The organism is Allobosea sp. NPDC055332 (genome assembly GCF_053645455.1).
In genome coordinates, this window is the sequence record NZ_JBSHMO010000007.1 from 88247 (window position 1) to 113476 (window position 25230).

A 25230-nucleotide genomic window follows, 5' to 3' on the forward strand; every position below is an offset into this window, starting at 1 on the left:
CGTTCCCAAAAGGAAAATTCGTTCGCCTTTACGAACGCAAGCGACGGTGATATTCCCTCTGTCCGTTATATCGAACGGACTGGGCGACAGACCATGACAATCGAAGCGGCAGACACAGCAGCGCTCCATCCTGAGACCCGCCTGGTCCATGCCGGCACGCTGCGCTCGCAGTTCGGCGAGACCTCGGAAGCGCTGTTCCTGACCCAGGGCCATGTCTATGACAGCGCCGAGCAGTGCGAGGCGCGCTTCCTCAACAAGGATCCGGGCTTCCAGTACGCCCGCTTCTCCAATCCCAGCGTCACCATGCTGGAGCAGCGCATGGCCGCCTTCGAGGGCGCCGAAGCCTGCCGCGCCACCGCGACCGGCATGGCAGCCGTCACCGCGGCGCTGTCGAGCCTGGTTCGGGCCGGCGACCATGTCGTCGCCGCGCGCGCCCTGTTCGGCTCCTGTCGCTACATCGTCGAGGATCATCTGCCGCGTTATGGCGTCGCCTCGACCCTGGTCGACGGCACCGACCTTGTCGCCTGGCGCGCCGCGGTGCGGCCGAACACAAAAGTGTTCTTCCTGGAGAGCCCGGCGAATCCGACGCTGGAGGTGATCGACATCGCCGCCGTCGCCGCGATCGCCAAGGAAGCCGGCGCCAAATTGATCGTCGACAATGTCTTCGCGACACCGTTGTTCCAGCGTCCGCTCGAGCTCGGCGCCGACCTCGTCGCCTATTCCGCCACCAAGCACATCGATGGCCAGGGCCGCTGTCTCGGCGGGCTCGTGCTCGGCTCGAAGGAGTTGATCGAGGGCGAAATCCAGACCTTCCTGCGCCAGACCGGCCCGGCCATGTCGCCGTTCAACGCCTGGGTGATGCTGAAGGCGCTGGAGACGCTGCCCCTGCGCATCCGCCAACAGGCGCAGAGCGCAACCGCGGTCGCCAAATGGCTGAAGGGCCGCAAGGACCTGCCGCATGTCGCCTTCATCGGCGATCCCGAGCACCCGCAGGCTGAGATCATCGCCAAGCAGATGAGCGGCCCGTCGACGCTGATCGCCTTCGAGGTCGCAGGCGGCAAGGATGGCGCTTTCCGCTTCCTCAACAAGCTCAAGCTGATCCGCATCTCGAACAATCTCGGCGACGCCAAAAGCCTGATCGTCCATCCGGCGACGACGACGCATCAGCGCTTCACGCCGGAGGTGCGCGCCAGCATGGGCGTCAGCGACGGGCTGATCCGTCTTTCGATCGGGCTGGAGCATGCCGACGACCTGATCGCCGATCTGAAGCAGGCTTTGGACGCCTGATCTGAACCAGAATTGCGACCGTGCGTTTGAACCTCGGCAACAACCGAGGTTCAGATGCTTCGACATATCGCCTGCACGACCGCGCTGCTCGCGCTTTTCCTTGCTCCGGCGCTCGCCCAGAACGCCGCCCCCGCCTCTCCGGCCGCTCCGGAGAAACCGTCATCGCCCGAGCTCTCGGCCTGCAAGTCGACCGCGATGGCGGCGCTGACGGCGCGCGAGCCCGAGATCAAGGACATCTATATCGACGAGGATGGGCTGACGATCGCGGTGGCGGAGACCAAAGTCGAGGATACCCCGGTGACGCGCATCATCATGGGCGAGGCCTATCTGAAGACCGACAAGACCGACAAGCCGCGCCGCTTCCTCTGCCTGCTCGGCGAGAAGGGCAAGGTGCTGCTGACCTTCTTCACACAGCGCTGAGGCGCCGCCTCAGCCGCCGTCGACGATCCGCGTGTTCGGCCGGTCACGGCCATCGGCGAGCTCTTCGTGCCATTCACCGTCGGCATCCTGGTAGACGATGCCATCGGTGACTCCAGGCCGCTTCTGACGAGCGGCGGCCTTGTTGGCCGCCTTCAGCGCCGAGTCATGCGAGCGGAAGGTTTCCGAAAGAGCGTCGCCGACCTTGTAGGCCCAGCCGCCATCGTGCTGGACGATCTCGTATTTCACCGTGACCATGAGCGTCCTCCATGGCTCACTGATCGAACCGACGGCACACGCCCCAGGTTCCACCGGAGAGGAGGATAGCCCTGCCACGCGAGCGGCGGAAGGGCTCGATCGACTTAGTCGCCGTTGCCGGTATCGGCGGCGCGCAGGCCCTCCAGCACCGGCATCTGGGTGATGTGGTAGCCGGCATCGATATGGTGGACCTCACCGGTTACCCCGCCCGAGAGGTCGGAGAGGTAGTAGAGCGCCGAGCCGCCGATCTCTTCCAGCGTCACCGATTTGCGCAGCGGCGAGTTGGCGCGCTGCCAGGAGTACATGGCGCGGGCGTCGGAGATGCCGGCTCCGGCAAGCGTCCGCACCGGCCCGGGCGAGAGCGCGTTCACGCGGATGCCCTTCGGCCCGTAATCGGCGGCGAGATAGCGCATGCTCGCCTCCAGCGCCGCCTTGGCAACGCCCATGACATTGTAGTTCGGCATCACACGGTTCGAGCCGCTATAGGTCAGCGTGATCATGCTGCCGCCCTGCGGCATGCGCTGCGCGGCGCGCTTGGCGGCCTCGGTGAAGGAGAAGCAGGAGATCACCATCGTCCGCGAGAAATTCTCGCGGCTGGTGTCGGCATAGAGGCCCTTGAGCTCGTTCTTGTCGGAGAAGCCGATGGCGTGGATCAGGAAGTCGAGCGTATTGCGCTCGGGATCGCCGCCCCAGGCCTCGTCGATCGCCGCGAAGGCGGCATCGACGGTTCCGACATCCTCGACGTCGCAGGGGATGACCAGCTTCGAGCCGATGCTCTCGGCCAGCGGCTTGACGCGCTTGCCGAGCGCCTCGCCCTGGTAGGTGAAGGCCATTTCGGCACCATGCGCATGCAGGGTCCGGGCAATGCCCCAGGCGATCGAGTTCTGGTTGGCGACACCCATGACGAGGCCGCGCTTATTGTGCATCAGGGGGAGCATATGCCTGTCTCGAACGGATTCAGGAACCGGGAGGGAACGGAGGAAGGACGCTACAGTGCCGCTGGCACGATCAGTCAACCATTAAGCGCAAGCGCGCCGCCGTGGCCACTACAAATGCTTCCTCACGGCCTCGGCCGTATCCTTCGAGCTCGCCAGCGGCACGATCTCGAAGCGGGCGAGATCGCCCCAGGCCAGCACCCATTCCTGCAGCTTGGTGACGTCGTCGCACTGCATCACCTGGAAGCAGCGGGCGAAATCAGCCGAGATCCAGCTGTCGATATAGGTGAGGCCTTCCGGCATCATCCGGCCATGCTTGTGGAAGCGGGTGTAGATCTCCTTCACCCGTGCCTGGTCGAAATGCTCGATCACCATGAAGAGCATGGCCGGTTACCTCAGGCTTCGAGGCGCTTCATCACGATGGTGGCGTTGGTGCCGCCGAAGCCGAATGAGTTCGAGAGCACGCAGCCGAGGCCGGCATTGTCGATGCGCTTGCGCACGATCGGCATGTCGGCGAAGGCCGGGTCGAGTTCCTCGATATGGGCGCTCTCGCAGACGAAGTCGTTGTTGAGCATCAGCAGCGAATAGATCGCCTCCTGCACGCCGGTGGCGCCGAGCGAATGGCCGGTCAGCGACTTGGTCGCCGAGATCGGCGGGCTCTTCTCGCCGGCACCGAAGACCTCGCGGATCGCCTCGATCTCCTTGGCGTCGCCGACCGGAGTCGAGGTGCCGTGCGGGTTGATGTAGTCGATCTTGGCTTTCACGCCGTCGAGCGCCATGCGCATGCAGCGTACCGCGCCCTCGCCGGAGGGGGCGACCATGTCGTAGCCATCCGAGGTCGCGCCGTAGCCGACGACCTCGCCATAGATGCGGGCGCCGCGGGCCTTGGCGTGCTCGAGTTCCTCCAGCACAACGACACCAGCGCCGCCGGCGATGACGAAGCCGTCGCGGCGCGCATCATAGGCGCGCGAGGCGACTGCGGGCGTTTCGTTGAAGTCGGAAGACATCGCCCCCATGCCGTCGAACAGCACGGAGAGCGTCCAGTCGAGCTCCTCGCAGCCGCCGGCGAAGATCACGTCCTGCTTGCCCCACTGGATCAGCTCATAGGCATTGCCGATGCAATGGTTCGAGGTCGCGCAGGCCGAGGAGATCGAATAGTTGACGCCCTTGATCTTGAACCAGGTCGCCAGCGTGGCCGAAGCGGTCGAGGACATGCCCTTGGGCACTGCGAACGGGCCGACCTTCTTGGACGAGCCGCTCTCGCGCGCCTTGTCGTAGGCATCGATCAGCGCGCGCGTCGAGGGGCCGCCCGAACCCATGATGATGCCGGTGCGCTCATGGCTGATTTCTTTTTCTTCCAGCCCGGCGTCGCGGATGGCCTGCTCCATCGCGACCTGGTTCCAGGCCGAGCCACCGCCATGGAAGCGCATGGCGCGGCGGTCGAGCACCGTCGCAGGATCGAGCGAGGGCACGCCCGCGACGCGGCTGCGGAAGCCATGCTCGGCGAAGTCCGACGCATAGGAGATGCCGGATTTGGCCTCGCGCAACGAGGCCAGCACTTCCTGCGTATTGTTGCCGATGGACGAGACGATGCCCATCCCGGTGACCACCACGCGTCTCATGCTGCTTCTCCGGCTCTTTGTGACAGGCCGGGAGGCCAACCCCGGACCTATGATAGATCGATACCCGCGCAAATGGACCGCGCGGGCAACGAAGGCAAGGCGTCGGGACTATTTTGCTCAGGCCGCTTCGGGCTTGAACAGGCCGACGCGCATATCGGTCACCGTATAGATACGCTTCCCGTCCGCCTCGAGCCAGCCATCGGCGATGCCGAGCACCAGCTTCGACTTGAAGACGCGTTTGAAATCGACGCCGTAGACGACCCGCTTGACCGAGGGCAGCACCTGGTCGGCGAACTTGACCTCACCGACGCCGAGCGCCCGGCCGCGGCCGGGCAGACCAAGCCAGCCGAGGAAAAAGCCGGTGAGCTGCCAGAGCGCGTCGAGGCCCAGGCAGCCCGGCATCACCGGATCGCCCTTGAAATGGCAATCGAAGAACCAGAGGTCCGGACGCACATCGAGTTCGGCGCGCACCATGCCCTTGCCGTGCTCGCCGCCCTCTTCCGCGATCTGCGTAATGCGATCGAACATCAGCATCGGCGGCAGCGGCAGCTGCGCATTGCCCGGCCCGAAGAGCTCACCGCGCCCGCAAGCGAGGATCTCCTCGTAGCTGAATGACGATTGCCGCTCCATCCCAACTTCACTCCATTCCGGCCGTCACGCATCGCGCGGCCAACTCCCGATGCAACGTGCCTAACACGGTGTCGCTGCGGAACGAAAGGGCGCAGGATCGGCTCGGACGTGGATGATCAGCCAGCTGGCGGCGTCACAGCCCTCGAAGCAAGCCGCGACATGCGCCGATGCTTGCGGCCAGGTGATCAAAGCCTTACATCGACTCTAAGCTGGCTCTTTCCCGCTGAGGGGAAAGATGTGGGGAGTTGACGCGCGGCATGGACGGCCTGACGCAGGACCAGGGCTACGGATCGGACGCGCGGCAGGGCTGCCCCTTCCACGACGTACGCCAGAAGCTGCGCCGGGTGGGCCTGCGGCCGACGCGTCAGCGTGTCTCGCTCGGCTGGCTGCTCTTCGCCAAGGGTGACCGGCATGTCAGTGCCGAAATGCTCTATGAAGAGGCGATGAAGGCGCGTGTGCCTGTCTCGCTCGCGACCGTCTACAACACGCTGCACCAGTTCACGCAGGCCGGCCTGCTTCGCGAGCTCGCCATCGATGGCGCCAAGACCTTCTTTGACACCGACAACAGCGACCACCACCATTTCGTGATCGATGGCGAGGACAAGGTCATCGATATCCCGGCCTCGGCGGTCGATGTCGCCGAACTGCCGCCGCCGCCCGACGGCTACGAGATCAGCCGGGTCGACGTCGTCGTCAGGCTGCGCAAGACCGCCGACTGACCTCTTCCCCGCAGCCAGACCTGACTGTCCGGCGCCCCGAGCCTCGCGGCGCTATTGCACGGTCTCATTGGGGTAAACGCCCCAGAGCCGATCCTGCTTGATGTAGCCGGAAATCTTGCTGACCGTAACCCGGCACCAGGCATTCTGGCAGGATTGCACATTGGCGATGACGCCGGGCTCGAGGGTCGCTACCACCGGCGCGCTTTCATTGGCCGAATCACGCAGCGAGAAGGCCTCGCCCTTGTTCTTCGACCAGGGGGAGACCAGGACGGTACGACGCCCCGACAGCAGGCTGTGCAGCACCCAGCCTTCGGTGCCGTCGGCGTCGCGCACACGCCGCCAGGTCTCGAATTCGGCGGTGATCTCGACTGGGAGCCCGGCGCGCTGGAACACCCAGCTGGTGCGATGCTCCTTCGACGGCCCCTCGCGCAGATTGACCCGGTCCGACTTCAGACTGACATAGCGCGGCAGCGGAAGGCCGGAGACGGGGCCGTTCGCGACCTCCTGGGCCGCGCTCCGCGTCGCCAGCAGGGCAAGACCCGCTGCAAGCAGAAGGCCGAACGGGCCCCGCGTCCTCTTAACCGTCATCCAACCCACTCCTCGACCTGCCCACCCGTAGCGCAATACGCCCCAAAGGGTCAGGTTGTGTTCCGCCGCAACGCTGCTAGACAACGAGGCGGCTGCCGATCGTCGAAACTGTCCGACTCAATTCCTGATGCGCCTCGGTTAATGGGGGGTTGAGGCGGAATGGAGACAGTGCGGCCACTGGTCGCGCCTGGCTTGGCGCTGGGCCGGCAATGTCGGAGTCTGAGGGGCCTTCAAGGAGCCGCCCATGTCGAAGAAGAAGCCCCTGGTCGTGGTCACGCGCAAGCTGCCCGCCGTGGTCGAGACGCGGATGCGCGAACTTTTCGACGCCAGGCTCAACCTCGACGACGCGCCAATGAGCCAGGCCGCCCTGGTCGAGGCGATGAAAACCGCCGACGTGCTGGTCCCGACCGTGACCGACAAGATCGACGCCGGGCTGATCGCCCAGGCCGGCGAGCAATTGCGCCTGATCGCCAATTTCGGCAACGGCGTCGACAATATCGATGTCGCCAGCGCGGTGCAGCGTGGTATCACCGTGACCAACACACCTGGCGTGCTCACCGACGATACCGCCGACATGACGATGGCGCTGATCCTCGCCGTCGCCCGGCGCATCGCCGAGGGCGCCCGCATCATCACCGACGACGAATGGGCCGGCTGGTCGCCGAACTGGATGCTCGGCCGCCGCATCACTGGCAAGCGCCTCGGCATTGTCGGCATGGGCCGGATCGGCCAGGCGCTGGCGAAGCGCGCCTCCGCCTTCGGCCTGTCGATCCACTATCACAACCGCCGTCGGCTCGACGCCCGCATCGAGGAGGCGCTCGATGCGACCTACTGGGATTCGCTCGACCAGATGCTGGCGCGGATGGACGTCGTCTCGGTCAACTGCCCGCATACGCCGGCGACCTACCATCTGCTTTCGGCCCGCCGCCTCAAGCTGATGAAGCCCGACGCCATCCTGGTGAACACGGCACGCGGCGAGATCGTCGACGAATCGGCGCTGTCGCGCATGCTGGAAGCCGGCGAGCTCGCCGGCGCCGGCCTCGACGTGTTCGAGCATGAGCCGGCCGTCAACCCACGCCTGCTCAAGCTTGCCCGTCAGCATCGCGTCGTCGTGCTGCCGCATATGGGCTCGGCTACGCACGAAGGACGCGCCGACATGGGCGAGAAGGTCATCGTCAACATCAAGACCTTCATGGACGGGCACAAGCCGCCGGACCGCGTCCTGCCCAGCATGCTCTGAAGGCAGGCTCAGGCCGCCTCGGACTGCTCGCCTGGCCGGTAGCGGCATTCCGACAAGCTATCGAGTTCGCCGAGATCGGCGGCGTGGCGGCGGCCCCAGTCGCAGAGCGTCGCGATCACCGGGGCGAGGCTCTGGCCGAGCGGCGTCGCCGCATAGTCGACGCGGGCCGGGACCTGCGGCAGGATTTCGCGGCTGACGAGGCCGTGCTCCTCCATCTCGCGCAATTGCTGGATCAGCACCTTCTGGGTGATGGCGGGAACGCGCCTCTGCAGCTCCGACAGGCGCTTGGGGCCATCGAAGAGCTGGTAGAGGATCACGGCCTTCCAGCGACCGGAGATCACCTTGAGCGCCCGCTCGACCGGCAGCATCGGCAGGCGCTTCATCGGATCGGCCATGCTCACCTCTTGGTCTGCTGCAAACAAATCGGTGTGTAGTCACCGCCCGGCATCCTAGCCCAGAACGCAGCCCACGCTCATCCCCTTCGCGTGAGGCCTATCCATGAAAGCCATCCAGTACAGCCGCTTCGGTGGCCCCGACGTGCTCGAGATCGTCGAGGTCGAGACACCGTCGCCCAAGCCCAGCGAAGTGCTGGTCGCGGTCGGCGCGGTCGGCGTCAACTTCTTCGAGGTGATGATGCGGCAGGATCGCTATGTCGTGACGCCATCCCTGCCCTTCCGTCCCGGCGTCGAGATCGCCGGCACCATCGCGGCCCTAGGCGAAGGCGTCACCACATTCTCGGTCGGAGACCGCGTCGCCGCTGCGCTTTACGTCGCCGGCGTGCAGAGCGGCGGCTATGCCGAATACGTAGCGATCAACGCAGATGTCGTCGTGCGCCTGCCGGACGAGATCAGTTTCGCGGCAGCCGCGACGCTGCAGGTTCAGGGCCTGACCGCGCTGCACCTGCTGCGGAGCCATTCAGTTGCGGGGAAGAACGTTCTGATCAGCGCCGCGGCCGGCGGCGTTGGCAGCCTGCTGGTCCAGCTGGCCAAGCGTAGCGGCGCCAAGCGGGTCGTCGCCATGGCGAGCTCGGCCGAGAAGCTTACCCTGGCGCAAGAGCTCGGCGCCGATGCCGGCGTCGACTACACGCAGTCCGACTGGCCGGAACAGGTTCGTGCCGCGACCGATGGCGCGGGCCCGGACCTGATCTTCGATGCGTCCGGCGGCGACATCCCGGCGCAATGCCTTACCTTGCTCGCGCCGTTCGGCCGCCTCGTGCTCTACGGCCCGCTCTCGCTCGCCGACTTCCGGCCGGATGCCGAGGCGCTGAAGACGCTGATCTTCGGCAACCGCACGATCGCCGGCTTCTCGCTGCTGCCGCATCTGGCGCCCGAACGCCTCGCAAGCGAGCTCGGCGAACTGTTCAGGCTCGCGATTTCCGGCGAACTCAGGCTGCTGCCCGGCGAAAGCTTCCCGCTGGCACAGGCGGGTGCAGCCCATGCGGCGCTGGAAAGCCGGCGCACGGCCGGCAAGCTGGTGCTGGTGCCCTGAAGCCGCTCAGCTGGCGCGGGCGGTGGCGAACTGGCCCGCCTTGCGGAAACGCCAGAGATAGCCTGGCACTTCGGCCTCGGCCGAGACCGGGGCGATGCCGAGCCCGTGCAGGGTCCGGCCTTCCTTCTCGGCCGTCGCCGAGACGACATTATCGCTCTCGAGCAGGCTGACCTGGTCGCGCGTCAGGACGAGTTCGCTCGGCATCAGGCCGAGCGTCAGCATGTCGGCGATCTCAAGGATCTGGCCCTGCAGGCGGGCGAGGCCGAACGGCATCGGCGCGATCAGGCGCTTGCGGCCGGTGATCTCGCAGACGTAATCGACCAGCCCCCGCAAGGTCTTCGTCTCGGGGCCGCCGAGCTCGTAGACCTTGCCGCCATCGACCTTGCCGTCGACAGCGCGCGCGATTGCTTCGGCGACATCGCCGACGAAGACCGGCTGGAACTTGGTCTCGGCTCCCGCGAGCGGCAGCACCGGCAGCATGCGCACCAGCGAGGCAAAACGGTTGAAGAAGGTGTCCTCCGGTCCGAACATCACCGAGGGACGAAACACGATCGCCTGCTTGACCAGAGCATGGGCGGCCGCCTCGCCCTCCGCCTTCGCGCGGGCATAAGCCGATTTCGAATCGGCATCGGCGCCGAGCGCGGATACCTGGATCAGCCGCTCGACACCGAGATTCGCGCAGGCCTGCGCCACGGAGCGCGCGCCTTGCGCCTGCACCGAGGAGAAGTTCTGCCGGCCCTTCTCCCGCATGATGCCGACGAGATTGATCACCACATCGGCGCCGTGCACGGCGGCTGCGACCGAATCGGGATAGCGCAGATTGGCCTGCACCGCGGTGACCTGACCGACGATACCGAGCGGCTGCAGGAAGCCGGCGAGATCCGGACGGCGTACTGCGGCGCGGACACGATAGCCGCGACGCGCCAGCGCCCGCACGACATGGCGCCCGAGGAAACCCGAGCCGCCGAAGACCGTGACGAGTTGCGAAGCGGGAGGCAGGACCGTCATGATGACGCAAAGCTCCGTTTGGAAGCGCTGAAAACTAAGGCCGTCGGCTTGTCCTAGTTCATCGCGGTGCAGCTGTGAAGGCGGCGCGACGCCGCCCGTGCAAGGCTTTTTGGGCCGTTGTTGGAAAAGCCGGCTTAGCCCGTTGACAGCTGCGTTCGGCCCCCGTAAACGAACCGCCGTTGCCCAGGTGGCGGAATTGGTAGACGCACCAGCTTCAGGTGCTGGCGCTCGCAAGGGCGTGGAGGTTCGAGTCCTCTCCTGGGCACCACTCATCTACCAGAGTGGTGGTTTGTCAGCACCTTAGCTGATATCAAGGACGTGCATCGCCCTCATGGGCGTCCAAGGCAAAGCGACCCGATCGCCGGGTCGATGGTGCGTGCCGCGCCAAAGCCCGTCGACTGCCCATGCAGCCCGCACCAACGGGTCGGCAGCGCCTCATGTGAAGGGCTAGCCGCCGATGCCCTTGGCCCGATGATAGGCCACCAGGGCGTTGGCGTGCCCATGCCCCATCCCATGCTCCGACTTCAGCACGGCGATCATCTCCCCATGCTTCCTGTCGCCTAATGCGGCGAGGAGCGTGAGCCAGTGGCTGATCGGCTGTCCATAGGTCTTCTCGATCGAAGGGAAATAGGAAGCCGGTCCTTTTGTCTTTTCGACAGTCATCTGAGTTCTCCTATCCCCCTGGCAACAGCCGGCCAGGTCCATAACGGTTCTTGTCAGCGATCTCGCCGGACCACGGCATAGCCGCGCCTTTCGGCGCGGCTCCTATGAGAATTCGGCTCTAGAGCTTGACCAGCATCTTGCCTGTGTTGGCGCCCTTGAACAGACCGATGAAGGCGTCGGGCGCGCTGTCCAGGCCTTCATAGACGGTCTCGCGGAGCTTGATCTTCCCTTCCCTGATCCAGCCGCCGACCATCGCGATCAGCTCGGGGAAGGCATCGACATGGTCGGAGGCGATCAGGCCCTGCAGACGGATACGCTTCTCGATCGCCAGAAAGACATTCGCCGGCCCTTTTGCCCCACCCTCCTGATTGTAGCCGGCTATCATGCCGCAAAGGACGAAGCGAGCGTGATCATTGGCCACCGCCAGCGCTGCCTCCAGATGATCGCCGCCGACATTGTCGAAATAGATGTCGATGCCTTCGGGCGCGGCCTGCGACAGAGCGGCGGTCAGATCCGGCACCTCGCGATAATTGATGACCGCGTCGACGCCGACCTCGTTCAGCAGCCAGTCGGCCTTGTCGTGCGACCCGACAGAGGCGACTACGCGCAAGCCGAGCAACTTTGCGATCTGCGCGACGATGCTGCCGACCGCACCGCTCGCCGCCGAGACGAAGATCGTCTCGCCCGCCCTGGCCTCGGCGATCCGGACGAGCCCGACATAGGCGGTGAGGCCGGGGAAGCCGAGCGCGCCGAGATAGGTCTGCGGCGCGATGCCGTCGGTGGTGATCTTCGTCGCGAACCGTGCATCCAGCACGACGCGCTCACGCCAGCCGGCAAAGTGGACGACCTGGTCGCCGACCGCGAGGGCGGGATCGGCGCTTTGCTCGACCACGCCAACCGCGGCGCCCTCCAGAACTGCATCGAGCTGGAACGGCGCGATGTAACTTTTGCGGTCGACCATGCGACCGCGCATATAGGGATCGACCGACATCCAGGTGTTCCGCACCAGGACCTGGCCTGCCGCTGGCGCGGGCAGCGCGGTTTCGACGAAAGCAAAGGCATCGCGCGTCGGCACGCCGGACGGGCGGCTCTTCAGGTGAATCTCACGGCTACGGGTATGCATCGTCTTCGACCTTTGGGTTGGAGGAGAATCAAGCCGCGATGGACGCGCGGCAGTAAAGCGAGGCGCCAAGCGCGAACGCTGCGGCGAGATCGGCCTCACGGGCTGCGGGATCACCGCTCTCGACATCGAGGAAGAGATGTGTCGCGACATCGTCGATACCGCTGAAATGGAACACTCCATGCTCGATCTGAGCGGTGATCGCGGCGCGATGGCCGTGCTTGTCATAGGCGCGCGGCCCTGCGCCGCCGGTGGCGATCAGGCGCACGATCTTCCCGGCGAGCGGCTTGGGCGCAGCTTTCGAATCGAAGGCCCAGCCCTTGGTGAAGACCCGATCGATCCACCCTTTCAGTACCGCCGGAAACGACCACCAGTAGACCGGGAAGGCCAGGATCACGGCATCGGCCGCTTCGATGCGCTGCTGCTCGATCCGGACATCGTCCGGAACCGGACCGGCGCCGTGATAGAGCGCCAGATCAGCCGCCTGCAGGCGAGGATCGAAGCCCACCGTCAGCAGGTCCAACCATTCCACCTCGACCTGCCGGCAGCTCGCCAGACCGTCGACATAGCGCTCCGCCAACCTCGTCGCAAAAGACTTGCCGCGCGGCTCGGCTGTGACAATCAGGACTTTCATGGCCTGCCCCTCGATTTCGATGGGGCTATTCAGCCATCGCTTTGATCGATATAAAAGTTCGATTTTTCGCCCCTATTAATCGATGCAATCGATCAATGTCACCCCGTATCTCACTCGACCAATGGCGGGCCTTCGTGAGCGTCGTGGAAGCCGGCGGCTTCTCGCAAGCCGCGGCAGCGCTGAACAAATCGCAATCGACGGTCAGCTACGCCGTGCGCCAGATCGAAGAACAGCTTGGCCTGGCGGTCTTCCGGATCGAGGGGCGTAAGGCTTCACTGACCCTGGACGGCAAGATTCTGTATCGGCGCGGCAAGGCCCTGGTCGACGAGGCGACGCGGCTCGAGCGTGCAGCTCACAATCTCGCCAAAGGGCGCGAGCAGATGCTCAGTCTCGCAGTCGAGGCCCTCTTCCCGACCTGGCTCATTCTGCAATGCCTGGACAGGTTCGCCGAGACCTATCCTGAAACCCGGATCGAGCTCTACGAGACGGTGATGGGCGGGACCGACGAGTTGCTGCAGGCCGGCGCCGTCGACCTGGCCATCTGCGCCGACAATCTGCCGGCGGGACATACCGGCGATGTCCTGCTGAGCTATCGCGCCATCTGTGCCGCCGCCCCTTCCCACCCGCTGCACCAGCTGCAGCGGCCACTGGCGATTCAGGACCTCGCGGGACACCGGCACCTCGTCATTCGGGACAGCGGTTCGAGGCGCGTGAGGCCCAGTGTCTGGGAGGTGGCCGAACGGCGCCTGACCATGAGCAACAAGGCGACGTCGATCCACGCCGCCTGCATGGGGATGGGTTTCGCCTGGTATCCCGAAGACTGGATACGTGAGGAGCTGCGCTCCGGCCAGCTCAAGCCCTTGCCGCTGCAGACCGGCGCCGAACGAAGCGGCGCGCTCTACCTCGTCTATCCGGACCCGGACGGGGCCGGCCCCGGCGCGCTCGAACTTGGCCGGATCATCCGGGAGGTGGCGAAGCGCGCGAAACTTGCGCCCGAGTCATCGACGCCCCGCTAAAGCGCGAAGGCCCGTCGCAATGCCGGGATAGCTCTGTTCGGACGCTCTGGCGGCCGCAGCCGGTTCCGCAAATCTCAGGATCAGCTCAGCTTCAGCGTGCGAGCAAGCCAGTTGCCAGCACAGCTAGTCAGGCATCGTTCCAGCTGCCTGCCTTTGCGCCCCGCACCTTGACGGGCATTCTTCTGATGATGCACGCTATGATTGATAGCTCAGAAGGAATGGCGCCATGCCACGCGGGCGACTCGACCTCATTGACCGGGAGATCGGAAAGCGAATTAGGCAGCGACGCAAGGAACTGCGGCTCAGCCAAGGTGAGCTCGCGGATCGCATTGAAGTCAGCTATCAGCAGTTCGGCCGATACGAAGACGGCAAGAGTCGGATCAGCGCAGGCGTACTGGTAAAGCTTCTCGAGCCGCTCTCAGTGCCAATAGCCTATTTCTACGAAGGCATGGTCACGAAGATCGCAGCCTCCGGACTGTCTGACGCGGAGCAGATACGCTACGCTCCGCAATCAGCGGAAGCATTGCGTTCCCGATTGAGCCAGGCGGCTGCCATCATTTCAGATCTCGACAAACTTGAAGCTGTGACACATCTGACCGAACTTTTCGCGAGGGATGAAGCCAAGGGTTGAGTTGCGCGTCCCCACGGGCTTGAACGTCGAAAGGCCGCCGAGACTAATCTCTGCGGACTTTTTGGTTATGTCGTTCGGGTATCTGGTTGCGGGGGCCTGGGCCACCTTTACCGAACACGGATCCGGCCCGTTTAGGCAGAGGCCGTTCGCCCAGGTGCGGAATGAAGGTGGAGCGACATTCACGCCCAGCAACGTATCGCGGGCGCTGTCAGCGCGGACATAGTTTGGAGCTATCCGGTGCTCCCGCTGGCAGAAGCGGTATCGGCAATGCCGCGGCAGTAACCTGTCCCAAAGGTCAATAGGAATCGGTTTCTGACCGGGAGCCTATAGGCAATTCCGGGAACCGAACCGGAAAATCATTGCTTCGCGCGCGGACGCGCCGGCCTGCGGAGGTCATGTGATCCGGAACTGCCTCATTGTGCTGCTCTTCACGATCCTGACCACAGCCTGTGTCCCACGGGATGGTGCGGTGCAGAGTTCCAACGGCCCAGGATACATGCAGGAAAGCGTTCGGCGCCCGCCTCAACAAACCGATTTTTTTGGTAACAGCTTACGACGGCAGAGTCCTTGACCCACCCGCCAATCTGAAGCGACGCGGCAGAAGACTCCGGATCAACGCCTGAAGCTCATAACACCTCGATCGATGGAGGCACGCATGAGGCTCTCGATCACTCTGTTGGCGGCGCTGATTGGCTTGGTCATGGGAGGCGCCGGCGAGGTTCGCGCCGTAGTCTACTGTCAGTACATCAACTACCCGGTTGGCTGTATTGCAACACCTGGCGTTGTCCTGCGCCCCCGGCCGGTCGCCCGCGCCGTGGCCACGCCCGGTGTTGGCGCACCAGGCGTCGGCGTGCGGCCGGGCACCCCGATGAACCGCGGCGGCCCGGTCAATCGCGCTGGGCGCCGTTGAGGCAGCCATCCGCCAAAGTCGCGAATGTCGCCTCCTCGACCTTTCGCCGAACCAGACAATCCAACGTGTCGGGCGGACGCGCTCAGTTGCTTTTCCCGACCGGGAACCCTGCTCGCCGCGCCGCTTCGGTCAGTTTCTCTCGGTCACTGGCGGTAAAATTCCGCATCGCCAACTCGGCCGCGAAATTGTCGAAGAATCGCGGCCTCATCTTCAGGAACTGATCGACGCTCTCAGCGCGCTCTTTTTCCAAGCCGGCCCGAGCGAAAATGATGGCGCCAACGAAATGATAGAATGAAAAACGCGGAAGATCTGCTCGCTTGATCCATTCAACGGCAAGCTGATCGTTTCCCATCATGTAGTATGCAAGGGCGACAAGTCCCATGTAATAGCTTGCCTGGCTCGGGTTCCTCGCCAAAGCGTCTTCCATCATCGCAGCGCCACGTTTCCAAGCGCCAGCCTGAGCAATCCGGCTGCCGAATTCGGCCAGTATCTCGGTATCGTTCGGGTTGAGTGCCAGCGCTTTCGCGCCGATCTCGAGGGCAGCGTCCGGCATCCGGCTGAAGAACAGCACTGTCATGAGTGCCTGGAGCGCTCGGGCGTTGGTGCCATCCAACTCGACCGCGCGCTCCGCGGCCTGGCGCGCGCGATCCGTTCCAGCCGGCGACGGCCCGCGTCTATTGAGGTCGAAACGATCCTCGTCCAGATACAGATACGCCAGCATGGCCCAGCCAGTCGAATAGGCGGGGTAGTCGGCGACCGTCCTTTCCAGGCAATCGCGCGTTGCGGCGTGCTCCTCGCGGTCGAGCACTTTGCGATAATGATAGAAGCGCAGGACACACAGATAGGCCTCCGCATTCCCCGCGGTTTGCGTCAAAGCGTTCTGCGAAGCGGGCGCGAAGATCGCGCCATAAGGCTGCGCGACCGCTGCCGCCACCTTCGCTGCAATGTCAGCCTCGATCTCGAAGCTTCCTGCTCCCCTCAAGGTTCGGTCGTAGATCTGGCTCCAGACGATCCTCCAGCTTTGCCGGTCGATCAGCCTGGCTGAGACGCGTAGTTGCTCGCCCGCGACGCGAACCCCGCCTGCGAGCAGATACCGAGGGCCTGCCGCCAGATCAGTGGCACTCGCCCCCTGGCCCGGAGCGTTCGGAAGGCCTCCGACGACCTTCAGATCTCTGAACCGCGCCAACTGGGTGAGCAACTCGTCGGAGATTCCGGATGTATAGAGCGCTCCTGGTGCTCCGGACAGGTTTGCAAACGGGAGAACCTCTATCGTGATTTCCGGGCTGGGAAGCCTCTTCGGCAAGCCAGTCCGACCTCCAACCACGGCCAGGATGAGCAGCAACACAGTCGACAGGACGACCGCAAATTGACCGATGCGCCAGTGTCGCGCCCAGAACGTCTGTGTCGGCGGGGCCGGCATGCCCTCAGGATCAACGTCAGCCTCAACCGAGAGCTCGCGGCCGGTCCATTGCAGCGTGGGAATATACGTGCCCTTGGGGATATCGATCCGGATCGGGTCTTCGCGGCCGGACAGCAGGTAATATCGCTCCAAGGCGCGGCGGAGGCGCCCCGCTTCGATACGCACCACCGGATCGTTCATCGTGTCGAAATTATCGCCGCGGCCGAACACCTCCCTGGCGATCGCGTATGCCTTGAGGCGATTGCCTCGCCCGGCCAAGGTTTCTTCAACGACAAAGGTCAGAAAATTCCGCAGCCGCCCTGTGGCCGCGAAATCCTCGCTCTTCAAGATCCGCTCGACCTGCTTTCGAACCGCGTCGGCGTCCACGCCGTCATGATCGCCGCGGTGCGCTCCAGGGGCTCTCATGACGTTGTACCCTCATATGAGGGGGATAGTATTTCTGGCTCAAAACCTAGGCAACCATAAGATCTCACTAAAATATCCAAGTATTTTAACTAATTCGGGTGAGCAATAGGATTAGTCCGCGCCGGAGGCGCAATTCTAGGCAATTTGGCTGCCGGCGAATATGAACGATCGTCAACATTCGAGCATTGATCGATATCAAAGATTCGACCGTGATTGCCCGCTCGCATTCGCGGATCCGTGACCGCTTCGGTCAGATCGACATCAGAGCCACGAGAACCGGCCCCCAAGCTGTCAGCAGGATATTACCGATCGCATAGGGAACCGTATAGCCGAGCGCCGGAATATTGCTCTGCGCCTCGTCCTGAACCGCCCGGAGCGCGGCGGTGATCGTGCCAGCCCCGGCGCAAGCGCCCAAGACGATGAGCGGGTCCATCTTCAGGACATAGCGGCCGAACAGGATGCCGATCGTGTGTGGCAGCAGCGCGGACACCAAGCCGACCGCGACGAGGCTGAGCCCGGTCGTGCTCAACCCCGATACGAAACTCGGGCCAGCGCTCAGGCCGACGATGCCGATGAACATGCACAGCCCGAGCGTATCGAAGATCCAGATTGCCGGCTCGGGAATGCGGCCAAAGAACGGGTAGGCCGACCTCAGCCAGCCGAAGACGAGGCCCATGATCAGGGCGCCACCACTGGTGGTCAGCGTCAGCGGCACGCTGCCGACGACGACGGTCAACAGGCCGACGAGCCCGCCGAGAAAGATGCCGAAGCCGACGAAGACCATGTCGGTCGCAGAGGTCCGGCGGTCCGGATAACCCAGTTCGGCTGCAGCCCGCTCGACGCTAGGCAGCGGCCCGACGATCGACAGCACGTCGCCGCGATTGATCCTGCTCTCGGCGCCGATCGGCATGTCGACGCCTGAGCGCATCAATCGCGACAGAAAGACGCCGCGGGCGAATTGCTCCTTCGCCAACTCGGCCAGCGATCGCCCGTCGAGCGCTCGGTTGCTCAGGACCACGTCGAGTGACTCGATCGGCATATCGAGGAGAGCCGGGTCGCTGACCTCAATGCCGATCGCGTCGCCACGCTCGGTGTGGATTTCCTGCCGTGCCATCACCGCGATGATGTCGTCCTGGCGAAGGGCGAGGTCGGCGGACGGCTCCAGCAGCGCCTCTCCGCGACGGATGCGCAGGATATAGGCGCGCCCTGCCTTGGGCATTGCCTCCAGCTCGGCGACCGTTCGCCCGAAGAGCTCGCTATTGGCAATGCGATAGGCCCGGACATCGAAAACCCTTGCGGCCGAGACCACGCCCTCCGCTTCGGCCGCCGCCGCCGTCGACTGCGAGCGCATGGCGGCGATCTTCTTCAAGTCGACGCCCATCAGCTTGGGGCCGATCTTGGGAAGGAACCAAACCAGCGAAGCCGTGCCGACGAGATAGGTCACGGCATAGGCCACCGGGATATTGTTGATGAGCGCTGCTCGCTCCGCCTCCGGCAAGGGAAGGCGCTGGATCGCTTCGCCGGCCGTGCCGATCACCGTCGATTCAGAGAATGCTCCGGCAAGCAGGCCGGCGGCTGTGCCGATGTCGTAGCTGAGCAGCTTTGCGAACAGCAGCGCCGTCAACAGGCAGGACACGCACAGAACCACGGTGAGCGCCACTTGTGGAAGGGCGTCCCGCTTCAGAGCACGGAAGAATTGCGGGCCGACCTTGTATCCGGTGGTGAACAGGAAGAGATCGAAGAAGACCGCCTTGACCAGTGGTGAAACCTTGATGTCGAGCTGCCCGATCAGGACGCCGGCGAGCAGACAGCCGACGACGATGCCGAGGCTGAAGCTGCCAAATTTCAACCGCCCGATCAGAAAACCGAGAGCCACGGTCAGGAAGATTGCGAGATCGGGGCTTTCACGGAGCGCGTAGGCGACGTAGCTCATTGGCCCCTCGCAATGAAGCGGGCGAACCCCGGACCGGAGCCGGTCCTGCCTCTATCGTTGCCGGGGCGGCTCCGCCGCTGATCCGCCCCGGTCCACGCGCCTTCGACGGCTTTGCAGGCTCAGGCCTTGGCCTTCTCCGACAGGGCCTGCTTGTAGGCCTCGAAAGCCTGGCGATAGCCGCGCGCAACTGCGCGCGTCGCCCGGCCGATCTGGCCATAGACCTCGTCATCGAGATTGGCGAAGGAGACGCGGACCGACCAGTCCGGCGCATGGAAGCCGCCGCCGTTGAGCAGGACGATGCCGTGGTCCTCCGCCAGGCGGAAGACGATGTCGAGCGGATGGACGTTCTTCTTCATATACGCGACGACTTCCGGGCCGACATATTTGTTGGCCCAGAACTCGAAATCGACGAGACCGTAATAGCGGTCGTGCAGCATGTTCTCGGGTACCTCGATGCCGAGCCCCTCGATCATCCGCTCCGCCCTTGCCCTTACGATGCCCATGCAGGTCTTCTGATAGAGCTTGGCCTCGTCCATCAGTTCGGACAGCGAGAACAGCGACATCATCACCTGCTGGGGCAGCGACAGCCCGGCGGTGTGGTTGAGCGCGATGTCGCGGCTGTCGGCGACGATACGGTCGATCAGCTTCATCTCGCGCGGCTTGAGCGTCAGTGGCCCATAGCGCTTGTCGAGTATTGACAGCGTCTTCTCCGGGTGGTTGGCAATGACTTTGTCGAAGATGTTCTCGCGATGGATCGCGATGACGCCGAGCCGCCAGCCGGTGCAGCCGAAATACTTCGAATATGAATAAACGCCGATGGTGTTGCGCGGCAGGGCACCGAGCAGGCTGCGGAAGCCCGGGACGAAAGTGCCGTAGACGTCGTCGGTCAGGATCAAGAGATCGGGGCGCTTGGTCTGGACCAACTTGACGATCTTGCCGATGGTCTCCTCGCTGAGCGCGACCGCATAAGGATTGCCCGGGTTCACCACGAAGAAGGCCTTCACCTTCGGGTCCTCGAGCTTCTTCAGCTCGGCATCGGTGAACTGGAAGCGGTTTTCCTGCGGCGCCGCGACCGAGATCACCTCGAGGCCGTAATCCTCGAGATGGGGCATTTCGAGATAGGGGGTGAAAATCGGCGTCGCCAGCGCGATCGTGTCGCCGGCGTTGAGCAGGCGGTTGGCCTTCAGCGACTTGAAGAGGTAGCACATCGCCGCCGTGCCGCCCTCGACGGCGTAGAGATCGAACTGGCCGGAAGGGCGCGGCTCGCCGCACATCGCCCACATCAGGTATTCGTGCACGACGCGCTCATTGTGGACGAGCATGCGGTCCGGCACCGGATAATTGTCGCCGATGATCGAGTCGACGAGTTCATGGACGAACGCATCGGGCTTGAAGTCGAACTTCTTGACCGCGAAGGCGACCATGTCCTTGAGGAAGCTGGCGCCGGGCGCGTCCTTGTGATCCGCGAGCCAATCGTCGAGCCGCGCGGCGATGCCGTCGGCCTTTGGCATGCCGCCAATTCCAGCGGGCTTGCTCATCGTGCGCCGGCTTTCGGTGATCGCGAACTGGCCGAGCAGGAAGAAGCCTTCGCGCGGCGTCATTGCCACCCAGTTCGGATTGCCGCGTCCGGCATTGAGCATCGCGATAGAGGAATTCTGGGCAGTCAGCTTGGCGAGGCGGATCAGCTCGTCCTTGATCTCGAAGGGGCTGAGTTTCTCGAAGCTGCGCAGGGTGACGGGGTCCATGACATGTCTCCGAAATATTTGTTGTTTCAAAGAGTTATGACGTGCTCGACTAGGTCATGAGCATGATGATCACCATGCCCCAGATCGTGAGCAGCGTGTTTCCGACAGCATAGGTCACGGTGTAGCCGAGGGCCGGAACCTGGCTCTTGGCGGTCTCGCAGACCATGCCGAGTGCAGCCGTCGTCGTGCGGGCGCCGGCGCAGGCGCCGAGCAGGATCGCCGGGTCGAAACGGAAGATGTACTTGCCGGCGAACATCGCCAGGATCAGCGGGATCGTCGTGGCGACCGCGCCCCAGAGGAAGAGGCCGACGCCCTGGGTCTGCAGGCCTTTGACGAAGCCCGGACCGGCCGAGATGCCGACGACCGCGATGAACATGTTGAGGCCGACCGAATTCATGAACCAGACGGTCGAGCTCGGGATGCGGCCGAAGAATGGGCGCACCGAGCGCAGCCAGCCGAAGACCAGGCCGGAGATCAGCGCCCCGCCGGCCGTCGACAGCGTCAGGGGAACGCCCGACACCTTGAAGACGATAGCGCCGATCAGGGCGCCGAGCACGATGGCGCCGCCGATGAAGGCCACATCCGCCACATCGCTCGGGCGATCGGCATGCCCAAGAGCCTTGGAGACCGCGGCTATGTCCTGGGTGCGGCCGACGACGGTGAGAATGTCGCCGCGGTGAATCACCGTCTCCGGCAGGATCGGGATGCTGACCGCGGTCGCACCACGGACGATCTTGCGGAGGAAGACGCCGCGCGCCGTCGGCAAATGCGACAGCTCGGTCAGCGTCTTGCCATCGACGTCCTTGCTGGTCACGTAGATGTCGATGCCCTCGGCCTTCAGATCGAGCAACTCGGGATCCTCGACCTCGTCGGCGTTCTGGCCGATCAGGTTGACGAGGGTCTCGCGCGGCCCCGCCAGTGCGATGACATCCCCTTCCTGCAGGACCGTGTCGGCGGTGGCGTCTTCGATCGCGCCGTTGCGGCGGATGCGCTCGACGAAGACGCGGGCGTCGGGCACCAGGGCCTCAGCTTCTGCGGCGCGCATACCGGCGACCTTCGCACCGGAGCGAAGACGGAAGGCGCGCAGCTCGAAGCGGCGCCAGGCGGAGCCCGGCCCGCCGATCTCCTTGCCGCCGCCGAGCCTCGCCTCATAGTCCTTGCAGGCTTGGACGAGATCGATGCCAAGGAGTTTCGGCCCCAACAGCGCCAGTACCATGGCAGAGCCGACGGTGCCGAAGATGTAGGTCACCGCATAGGCGACCGGCATGGCGTCGAGATATTCCTTGGTCTGTTCGGCAGAGAGCCCCAGGCGATTGATCGCGTCGGTCGCCAGACCCATCGAGGCAGAGATCGTCTGCGTGCCGGCATAGAGGCCGGCGGCATAGCCTGGATGATAGCCCGCGAATTTTGCGATGATGACGGGAATCGCAAGGCAGAACACAGTCACGAGAACCGCGAACACCGCCTGGGGGGCGCCGTCCTTGGCGATGCCGCGGACGAATTGCGGTCCGACGCCATAGCCGACCGCGAACAGGAACATCAGGAAGAAGGTCGACTTGACGTTCCCGGAGATCGTGATGCCGAGCTGACCAATGATAACCGCGGCGATGAGCGTCGAGGTCACCGCGCCGAGGCTGAAGCCCTTATAGGCGAAGCCGCCGACGTAATAGCCGATGGCGAGCGAGAGGAAGAGCGCAATCTCAGGGTAAGTGCGCAGCGTGCTGACGAGCCAGTCGAACATGACGATCCCTCATTTTAGTGTTCAGGGCCTACGCGCTGACTATGCCGCCTGCGATTTCTTTCGGCCGTTGCCGGTAACGCGGCTTTTCTTGCTGAGCAGCGCATCCGGCTTCAGCAACTTGAGACCTTTTGCCTTCTCGTAGCCGTGGATCTCCTTCACATCGAGTTTGCGCATGAAGGTGATCGTTTCGTGTGTAACCACCTGCCCCGGCACCAGGATCGGGAAGCCGGGTGGATAGGGGATCACGAAGTTCGCCGAGATCAGCGCCGGCCCCTTGTCGATCCGGCGGTCGCAGTCCGGGCTGTCGATGCGCAGATATTCGCACTGCTCCTCGGCATAGGCGGCGAAGAAGGCGCTTCGGATATCGCCTTCAGGCGTCGTCTCGCCGGCATCGGCGCGGAAGGCATCGTGGAAGTGACTGAAGTCCGGCAGATCCGGCACTTCGTTCATCAGGGCGTGCACGCGAGCCGCGAACGCCTTCTGCTCGGCCTCCCCGCCGCGCTGCAGCCTCGCCTCGATCTCATTGCTGATCTTGAGCAGGACGCTGATCAGCAGGGCGACGTCGCTGCGCGTGTTGTTGATGTTCGACTGCAGCAGGACCGAGTTTCGCGAGGTCTTGTTGACCTGGATGTTGTATTGGGCAGCGAGCAACCCCTTGAAGCTCGTACCATCGAACCCGGCGGTGCCGCAGACCAGGGTCATGCGGGTCGGATCGAGGCAGAACTCGTCCTCCCGCATGCTGCGCAATTGATCGTCCCAGCGTGTGTCGGGCGCGAGGAAGTCGACGAAGCCGCTGCTGCGATAGTCCTTCGGCACCATCCCGTCGGCGCCGACGATCCGGAAATATTTCGAGATCAGCGGGTGGGTCGCAACCTCGCGCCGGATGTCGAGCGCCACCTCGATCGCGTTCATGACCAGGCCATAGCCCTCAAGCTCCATCTGGCGCCGGGCGACATCGAGGCTGGCGATAAGTTGCTGGTTCGGGCTCGTCGAGGCATGGGTGAACACCGCCTCGTGGAACTGCGCCTCGATCTTGTGAAAGTCGACATCCTTGACCAGGACCATCGAGCCCTGCCGGATCGCCGACATCGACTTGTGGGTGGAGTTGGTCTGGTAGACGCGCAAGCGCACCGCGCGCGGATCGGGCACGAGGCGGGTGTCCAGCAACTTGTCGATCGACGGCTTGCCGCCGAGTTCCTTGCGCTGCCGCTCGTATTGGACGACCGAAGCGGGATCCCGGATCCAGGCCTCGATATCGGCGGCCGCGCCCATCGCGGTGCGAGGCCGCAGGAAGGGCGACCAGCGTGCGAAGCCGAACCAGGCCTCGTCCCAGAGGAAGATCAGGTCGGGCTTGATGGCGAGGCATTCCTCCATCACGCGCCGGGTGTTGTAGATGTGGCCATCGAAAGTGCAGTTGGTCAGGTCGACCATCTTGACCCGGTCGAGCCGGCCTTCGGCCTCGAGGTCGAGCAGAGCCTTCTTGATCGTGCGCAGCGGCACGGCGCCGTACATCGAGAATTCCACCATCGGGAAAGCCTCGACGTAGAAGGGCTGAGCCCCGCTCAGCACCAGCCCGTAATGGTGCGATTTGTGGCAGTTGCGGTCGAGGATCACGATGTCGCCGGGCGCGATCAGCGCCTGCAGCACCATCTTGTTCGAGGTGCTGGTGCCATTGGTGACGAAGAACACGTGCTCGGCGCCAAAGGCACGCGCCGCCATATCCTGCGCCCGCTTGATGTTGCCGGTCGGCTCCAGAAGGCTGTCGAGGCCGCCCGTGGTGGCGCTGCTTTCCGCCAGGAAGAGGTTGATGCCGTAGAACTGCCCCATGTCGCGGATCCATGGCGAGCGGAACACCGATTTGCCGCGCGCGATCGGCAGCGCGTGGAAAGTGCCGATCGGCCTTTGCGCATAGAGTTTCAGATTGTCGAAGAACGGCGTCTCGAAGCGGGCCTTGATGCCTTCCAGCACCGAGAGGTGCAGCTCGAGCGGCTCCTCGATCTGGTACATCACGCGACGGATCATCGCGGCTCGCGGATCACCGGCGAGCTTCTCGACGCGCCGGTCCGAGAGCAGGTAGATATCGAGTTCCGGCCGGATCGCCTTCAGACCTGCTGCCAGCCGCAGGGCCAGATCGGCTTCGTCGACCTTGTCGAGCAGCGGCTGCTGCGCCGCGAGCACGCTCCGCAGCACGGGCGCATCATGGCGCGAGCGCAGGGCAAAGCCTTCATAGATTGCGACAGCGGCAATGTCCGGGTTCAGCACGGCCGCGCAGATCGCGTCCTCGAGGCTGCCGACCAGAATCGCCTCATAGACGAAAGCATCCTCGACGCGCCGCAGCCGGCGAAATTCAGCGGCCATGCTCGGCCAGCGCGCGGCCGGAGCCGGCGTCACGGTCAGCATCTCGAAATAGGGACGGTGGGTGGCGCCTTCCCCCAGCGTCGCCGGCAGCACATCGACCGGCTCGGCGAGAGACAGGTCGATCGCCTGCCACTCCTTGGAGTCATGCTTGTAGTTGCCGGTGATGATCGCCAGCGATATCCGCTTGGCGAGCGCGAGAAAGCCGTTTGCGTCCTCGTTCTTCAGCCGCTCGCGCAGCGCAGCGATCAGGTCGCCGCCGGGAAAAGCGTGGAACTCCTCGATCGCGCCGAGCTCGTCCAGCGCTGCCGCCACGGCTTGCTTCGGCTGGGCGCCCTTCGCCCACGACCGCGCGATCGCGTGCAGATCGCGCCAGCGGTCGGTGCGGCCCGAAGGGGCAGAGAAGAAGTGATCGATGGAGCGCGCGTCCTCGAGGGTGGAGGCCATTTCGAGCCCTTTCCTTGA

Annotated in this window: 23 protein-coding genes and 1 tRNA gene; 8 read left to right on the forward strand and 16 right to left on the reverse strand. The window is 64.3% G+C overall.

Annotated elements, in window-relative coordinates; translation table 11 throughout:
• Positions 1 to 93: 93 nt before the first annotated feature.
• Both ACWIGM_RS30585 and ACWIGM_RS30590 read left to right on the forward strand, forming a co-directional pair.
• Complete coding sequence (locus tag ACWIGM_RS30585) at positions 94 to 1287, forward strand: O-succinylhomoserine sulfhydrylase (protein WP_454029754.1); 1194 nt, start codon at positions 94 to 96, stop codon at positions 1285 to 1287.
• 54 nt (positions 1288 to 1341) lie between these two features.
• Entirely contained in the window at positions 1342 to 1707 is a 366-nt protein-coding gene (locus ACWIGM_RS30590) for a hypothetical protein (protein ID WP_454029755.1), read from the forward strand.
• A 9-nt stretch (positions 1708 to 1716) separates the two neighbouring features.
• Here the strand turns inward: ACWIGM_RS30590 and ACWIGM_RS30595 are convergent, their stop codons facing one another.
• From ACWIGM_RS30595 to fabA, 5 genes are all read right to left on the reverse strand, one after another.
• Complete coding sequence (locus tag ACWIGM_RS30595; protein WP_454029756.1) at positions 1717 to 1962, reverse strand: DUF2188 domain-containing protein; 246 nt, start codon at positions 1960 to 1962, stop codon at positions 1717 to 1719.
• Between the two features lie 104 nt (positions 1963 to 2066).
• Positions 2067 to 2900: an enoyl-ACP reductase FabI gene (fabI, locus tag ACWIGM_RS30600; RefSeq protein ID WP_454029757.1), complete on the reverse strand. Its 834-nt coding sequence runs from the start codon at positions 2898 to 2900 to the stop codon at positions 2067 to 2069.
• A 108-nt stretch (positions 2901 to 3008) separates the two neighbouring features.
• Complete coding sequence (locus ACWIGM_RS30605; protein WP_454029758.1) at positions 3009 to 3281, reverse strand: DUF3303 domain-containing protein; 273 nt, start codon at positions 3279 to 3281, stop codon at positions 3009 to 3011.
• 11 nt (positions 3282 to 3292) lie between these two features.
• Complete coding sequence (gene fabB, locus ACWIGM_RS30610; protein WP_454029759.1) at positions 3293 to 4519, reverse strand: beta-ketoacyl-ACP synthase I; 1227 nt, start codon at positions 4517 to 4519, stop codon at positions 3293 to 3295.
• Between the two features lie 117 nt (positions 4520 to 4636).
• Positions 4637 to 5149 (reverse strand): 3-hydroxyacyl-[acyl-carrier-protein] dehydratase FabA, encoded by a 513-nt coding sequence (gene fabA, locus ACWIGM_RS30615; RefSeq protein ID WP_454029760.1) that lies wholly within the window; start codon positions 5147 to 5149, stop codon positions 4637 to 4639.
• A 257-nt stretch (positions 5150 to 5406) separates the two neighbouring features.
• Between fabA and irrA the strand changes: the two genes are divergently transcribed.
• On the forward strand, positions 5407 to 5868 hold the full coding sequence (irrA, locus tag ACWIGM_RS30620; RefSeq protein ID WP_454029761.1) for an iron response transcriptional regulator IrrA: 462 nt from the start codon (positions 5407 to 5409) through the stop codon (positions 5866 to 5868).
• A 51-nt stretch (positions 5869 to 5919) separates the two neighbouring features.
• On the opposite strand, the gene ACWIGM_RS30625 is transcribed toward irrA, so the two are convergent.
• Positions 5920 to 6456, reverse strand: coding sequence for an SH3 domain-containing protein (locus tag ACWIGM_RS30625; RefSeq protein ID WP_454029762.1), 537 nt, complete (start codon positions 6454 to 6456; stop codon positions 5920 to 5922).
• A 244-nt stretch (positions 6457 to 6700) separates the two neighbouring features.
• Between ACWIGM_RS30625 and ACWIGM_RS30630 the strand changes: the two genes are divergently transcribed.
• The gene (locus ACWIGM_RS30630; protein WP_454029763.1) at positions 6701 to 7696 is read left to right on the forward strand and encodes a 2-hydroxyacid dehydrogenase; all 996 of its coding nucleotides are present in this window, start codon (positions 6701 to 6703) and stop codon (positions 7694 to 7696) included.
• Between the two features lie 8 nt (positions 7697 to 7704).
• Here ACWIGM_RS30630 and ACWIGM_RS30635 read toward each other — a convergent pair whose 3' ends face one another.
• Positions 7705 to 8091, reverse strand: coding sequence for a winged helix-turn-helix transcriptional regulator (locus ACWIGM_RS30635; RefSeq protein ID WP_454029764.1), 387 nt, complete (start codon positions 8089 to 8091; stop codon positions 7705 to 7707).
• 103 nt (positions 8092 to 8194) lie between these two features.
• Here ACWIGM_RS30635 and ACWIGM_RS30640 point away from each other — a divergent pair, with 103 nt between their 5' ends.
• Positions 8195 to 9184: a quinone oxidoreductase family protein gene (locus ACWIGM_RS30640; protein WP_454029765.1), complete on the forward strand. Its 990-nt coding sequence runs from the start codon at positions 8195 to 8197 to the stop codon at positions 9182 to 9184.
• Positions 9185 to 9190: 6 nt separating this feature from the next.
• On the opposite strand, the gene ACWIGM_RS30645 is transcribed toward ACWIGM_RS30640, so the two are convergent.
• A complete protein-coding gene (locus tag ACWIGM_RS30645; RefSeq protein ID WP_454029766.1) occupies positions 9191 to 10192 on the reverse strand; it encodes a complex I NDUFA9 subunit family protein in 1002 nt (333 codons plus the stop codon).
• A gap of 181 nt (positions 10193 to 10373) precedes the next feature.
• Here ACWIGM_RS30645 and ACWIGM_RS30650 point away from each other — a divergent pair.
• Positions 10374 to 10460: transfer RNA gene (locus ACWIGM_RS30650), tRNA-Leu, on the forward strand.
• A gap of 179 nt (positions 10461 to 10639) precedes the next feature.
• Here the strand turns inward: ACWIGM_RS30650 and ACWIGM_RS30655 are convergent.
• The 3 genes from ACWIGM_RS30655 to ACWIGM_RS30665 form a co-directional block, all read right to left on the reverse strand.
• A complete protein-coding gene (locus ACWIGM_RS30655) occupies positions 10640 to 10855 on the reverse strand; it encodes a DUF4287 domain-containing protein (RefSeq protein ID WP_454029767.1) in 216 nt (71 codons plus the stop codon).
• Between the two features lie 118 nt (positions 10856 to 10973).
• Positions 10974 to 11978 carry an NADP-dependent oxidoreductase gene (locus ACWIGM_RS30660; protein ID WP_454029768.1) on the reverse strand — a complete coding sequence of 335 codons (1005 nt, stop codon included), beginning with the start codon at positions 11976 to 11978 and terminating at the stop codon, positions 10974 to 10976.
• Positions 11979 to 12006: 28 nt separating this feature from the next.
• Entirely contained in the window at positions 12007 to 12609 is a 603-nt protein-coding gene (locus tag ACWIGM_RS30665) for an NAD(P)H-dependent oxidoreductase (RefSeq protein WP_454029769.1), read from the reverse strand.
• Positions 12610 to 12704: 95 nt separating this feature from the next.
• Between ACWIGM_RS30665 and ACWIGM_RS30670 the strand changes: the two genes are divergently transcribed.
• Positions 12705 to 13625: a LysR family transcriptional regulator gene (locus ACWIGM_RS30670; RefSeq protein ID WP_454029770.1), complete on the forward strand. Its 921-nt coding sequence runs from the start codon at positions 12705 to 12707 to the stop codon at positions 13623 to 13625.
• Between the two features lie 226 nt (positions 13626 to 13851).
• Complete coding sequence (locus ACWIGM_RS30675) at positions 13852 to 14256, forward strand: helix-turn-helix domain-containing protein (protein WP_454029771.1); 405 nt, start codon at positions 13852 to 13854, stop codon at positions 14254 to 14256.
• A gap of 992 nt (positions 14257 to 15248) precedes the next feature.
• Here the strand turns inward: ACWIGM_RS30675 and ACWIGM_RS30680 are convergent.
• The 5 genes from ACWIGM_RS30680 to ACWIGM_RS30700 all read right to left on the reverse strand — a co-directional run bounded on the left by ACWIGM_RS30680 (position 15249) and on the right by ACWIGM_RS30700 (position 25212).
• Entirely contained in the window at positions 15249 to 16952 is a 1704-nt protein-coding gene (locus ACWIGM_RS30680; RefSeq protein ID WP_454029772.1) for an adenylate cyclase, read from the reverse strand.
• A gap of 289 nt (positions 16953 to 17241) precedes the next feature.
• Positions 17242 to 18924: an aspartate-alanine antiporter gene (aspT, locus tag ACWIGM_RS30685; RefSeq protein ID WP_454029773.1), complete on the reverse strand. Its 1683-nt coding sequence runs from the start codon at positions 18922 to 18924 to the stop codon at positions 17242 to 17244.
• Positions 18925 to 19043: 119 nt separating this feature from the next.
• A complete protein-coding gene (locus ACWIGM_RS30690; protein ID WP_454029774.1) occupies positions 19044 to 20669 on the reverse strand; it encodes a bifunctional aspartate transaminase/aspartate 4-decarboxylase in 1626 nt (541 codons plus the stop codon).
• 49 nt (positions 20670 to 20718) lie between these two features.
• Positions 20719 to 22410 carry an aspartate-alanine antiporter gene (gene aspT, locus ACWIGM_RS30695; protein WP_454029775.1) on the reverse strand — a complete coding sequence of 564 codons (1692 nt, stop codon included), beginning with the start codon at positions 22408 to 22410 and terminating at the stop codon, positions 20719 to 20721.
• A gap of 39 nt (positions 22411 to 22449) precedes the next feature.
• Positions 22450 to 25212 (reverse strand): decarboxylase, encoded by a 2763-nt coding sequence (locus ACWIGM_RS30700; RefSeq protein ID WP_454029776.1) that lies wholly within the window; start codon positions 25210 to 25212, stop codon positions 22450 to 22452.
• Between the last annotated feature and the right edge of the window lie 18 nt (positions 25213 to 25230).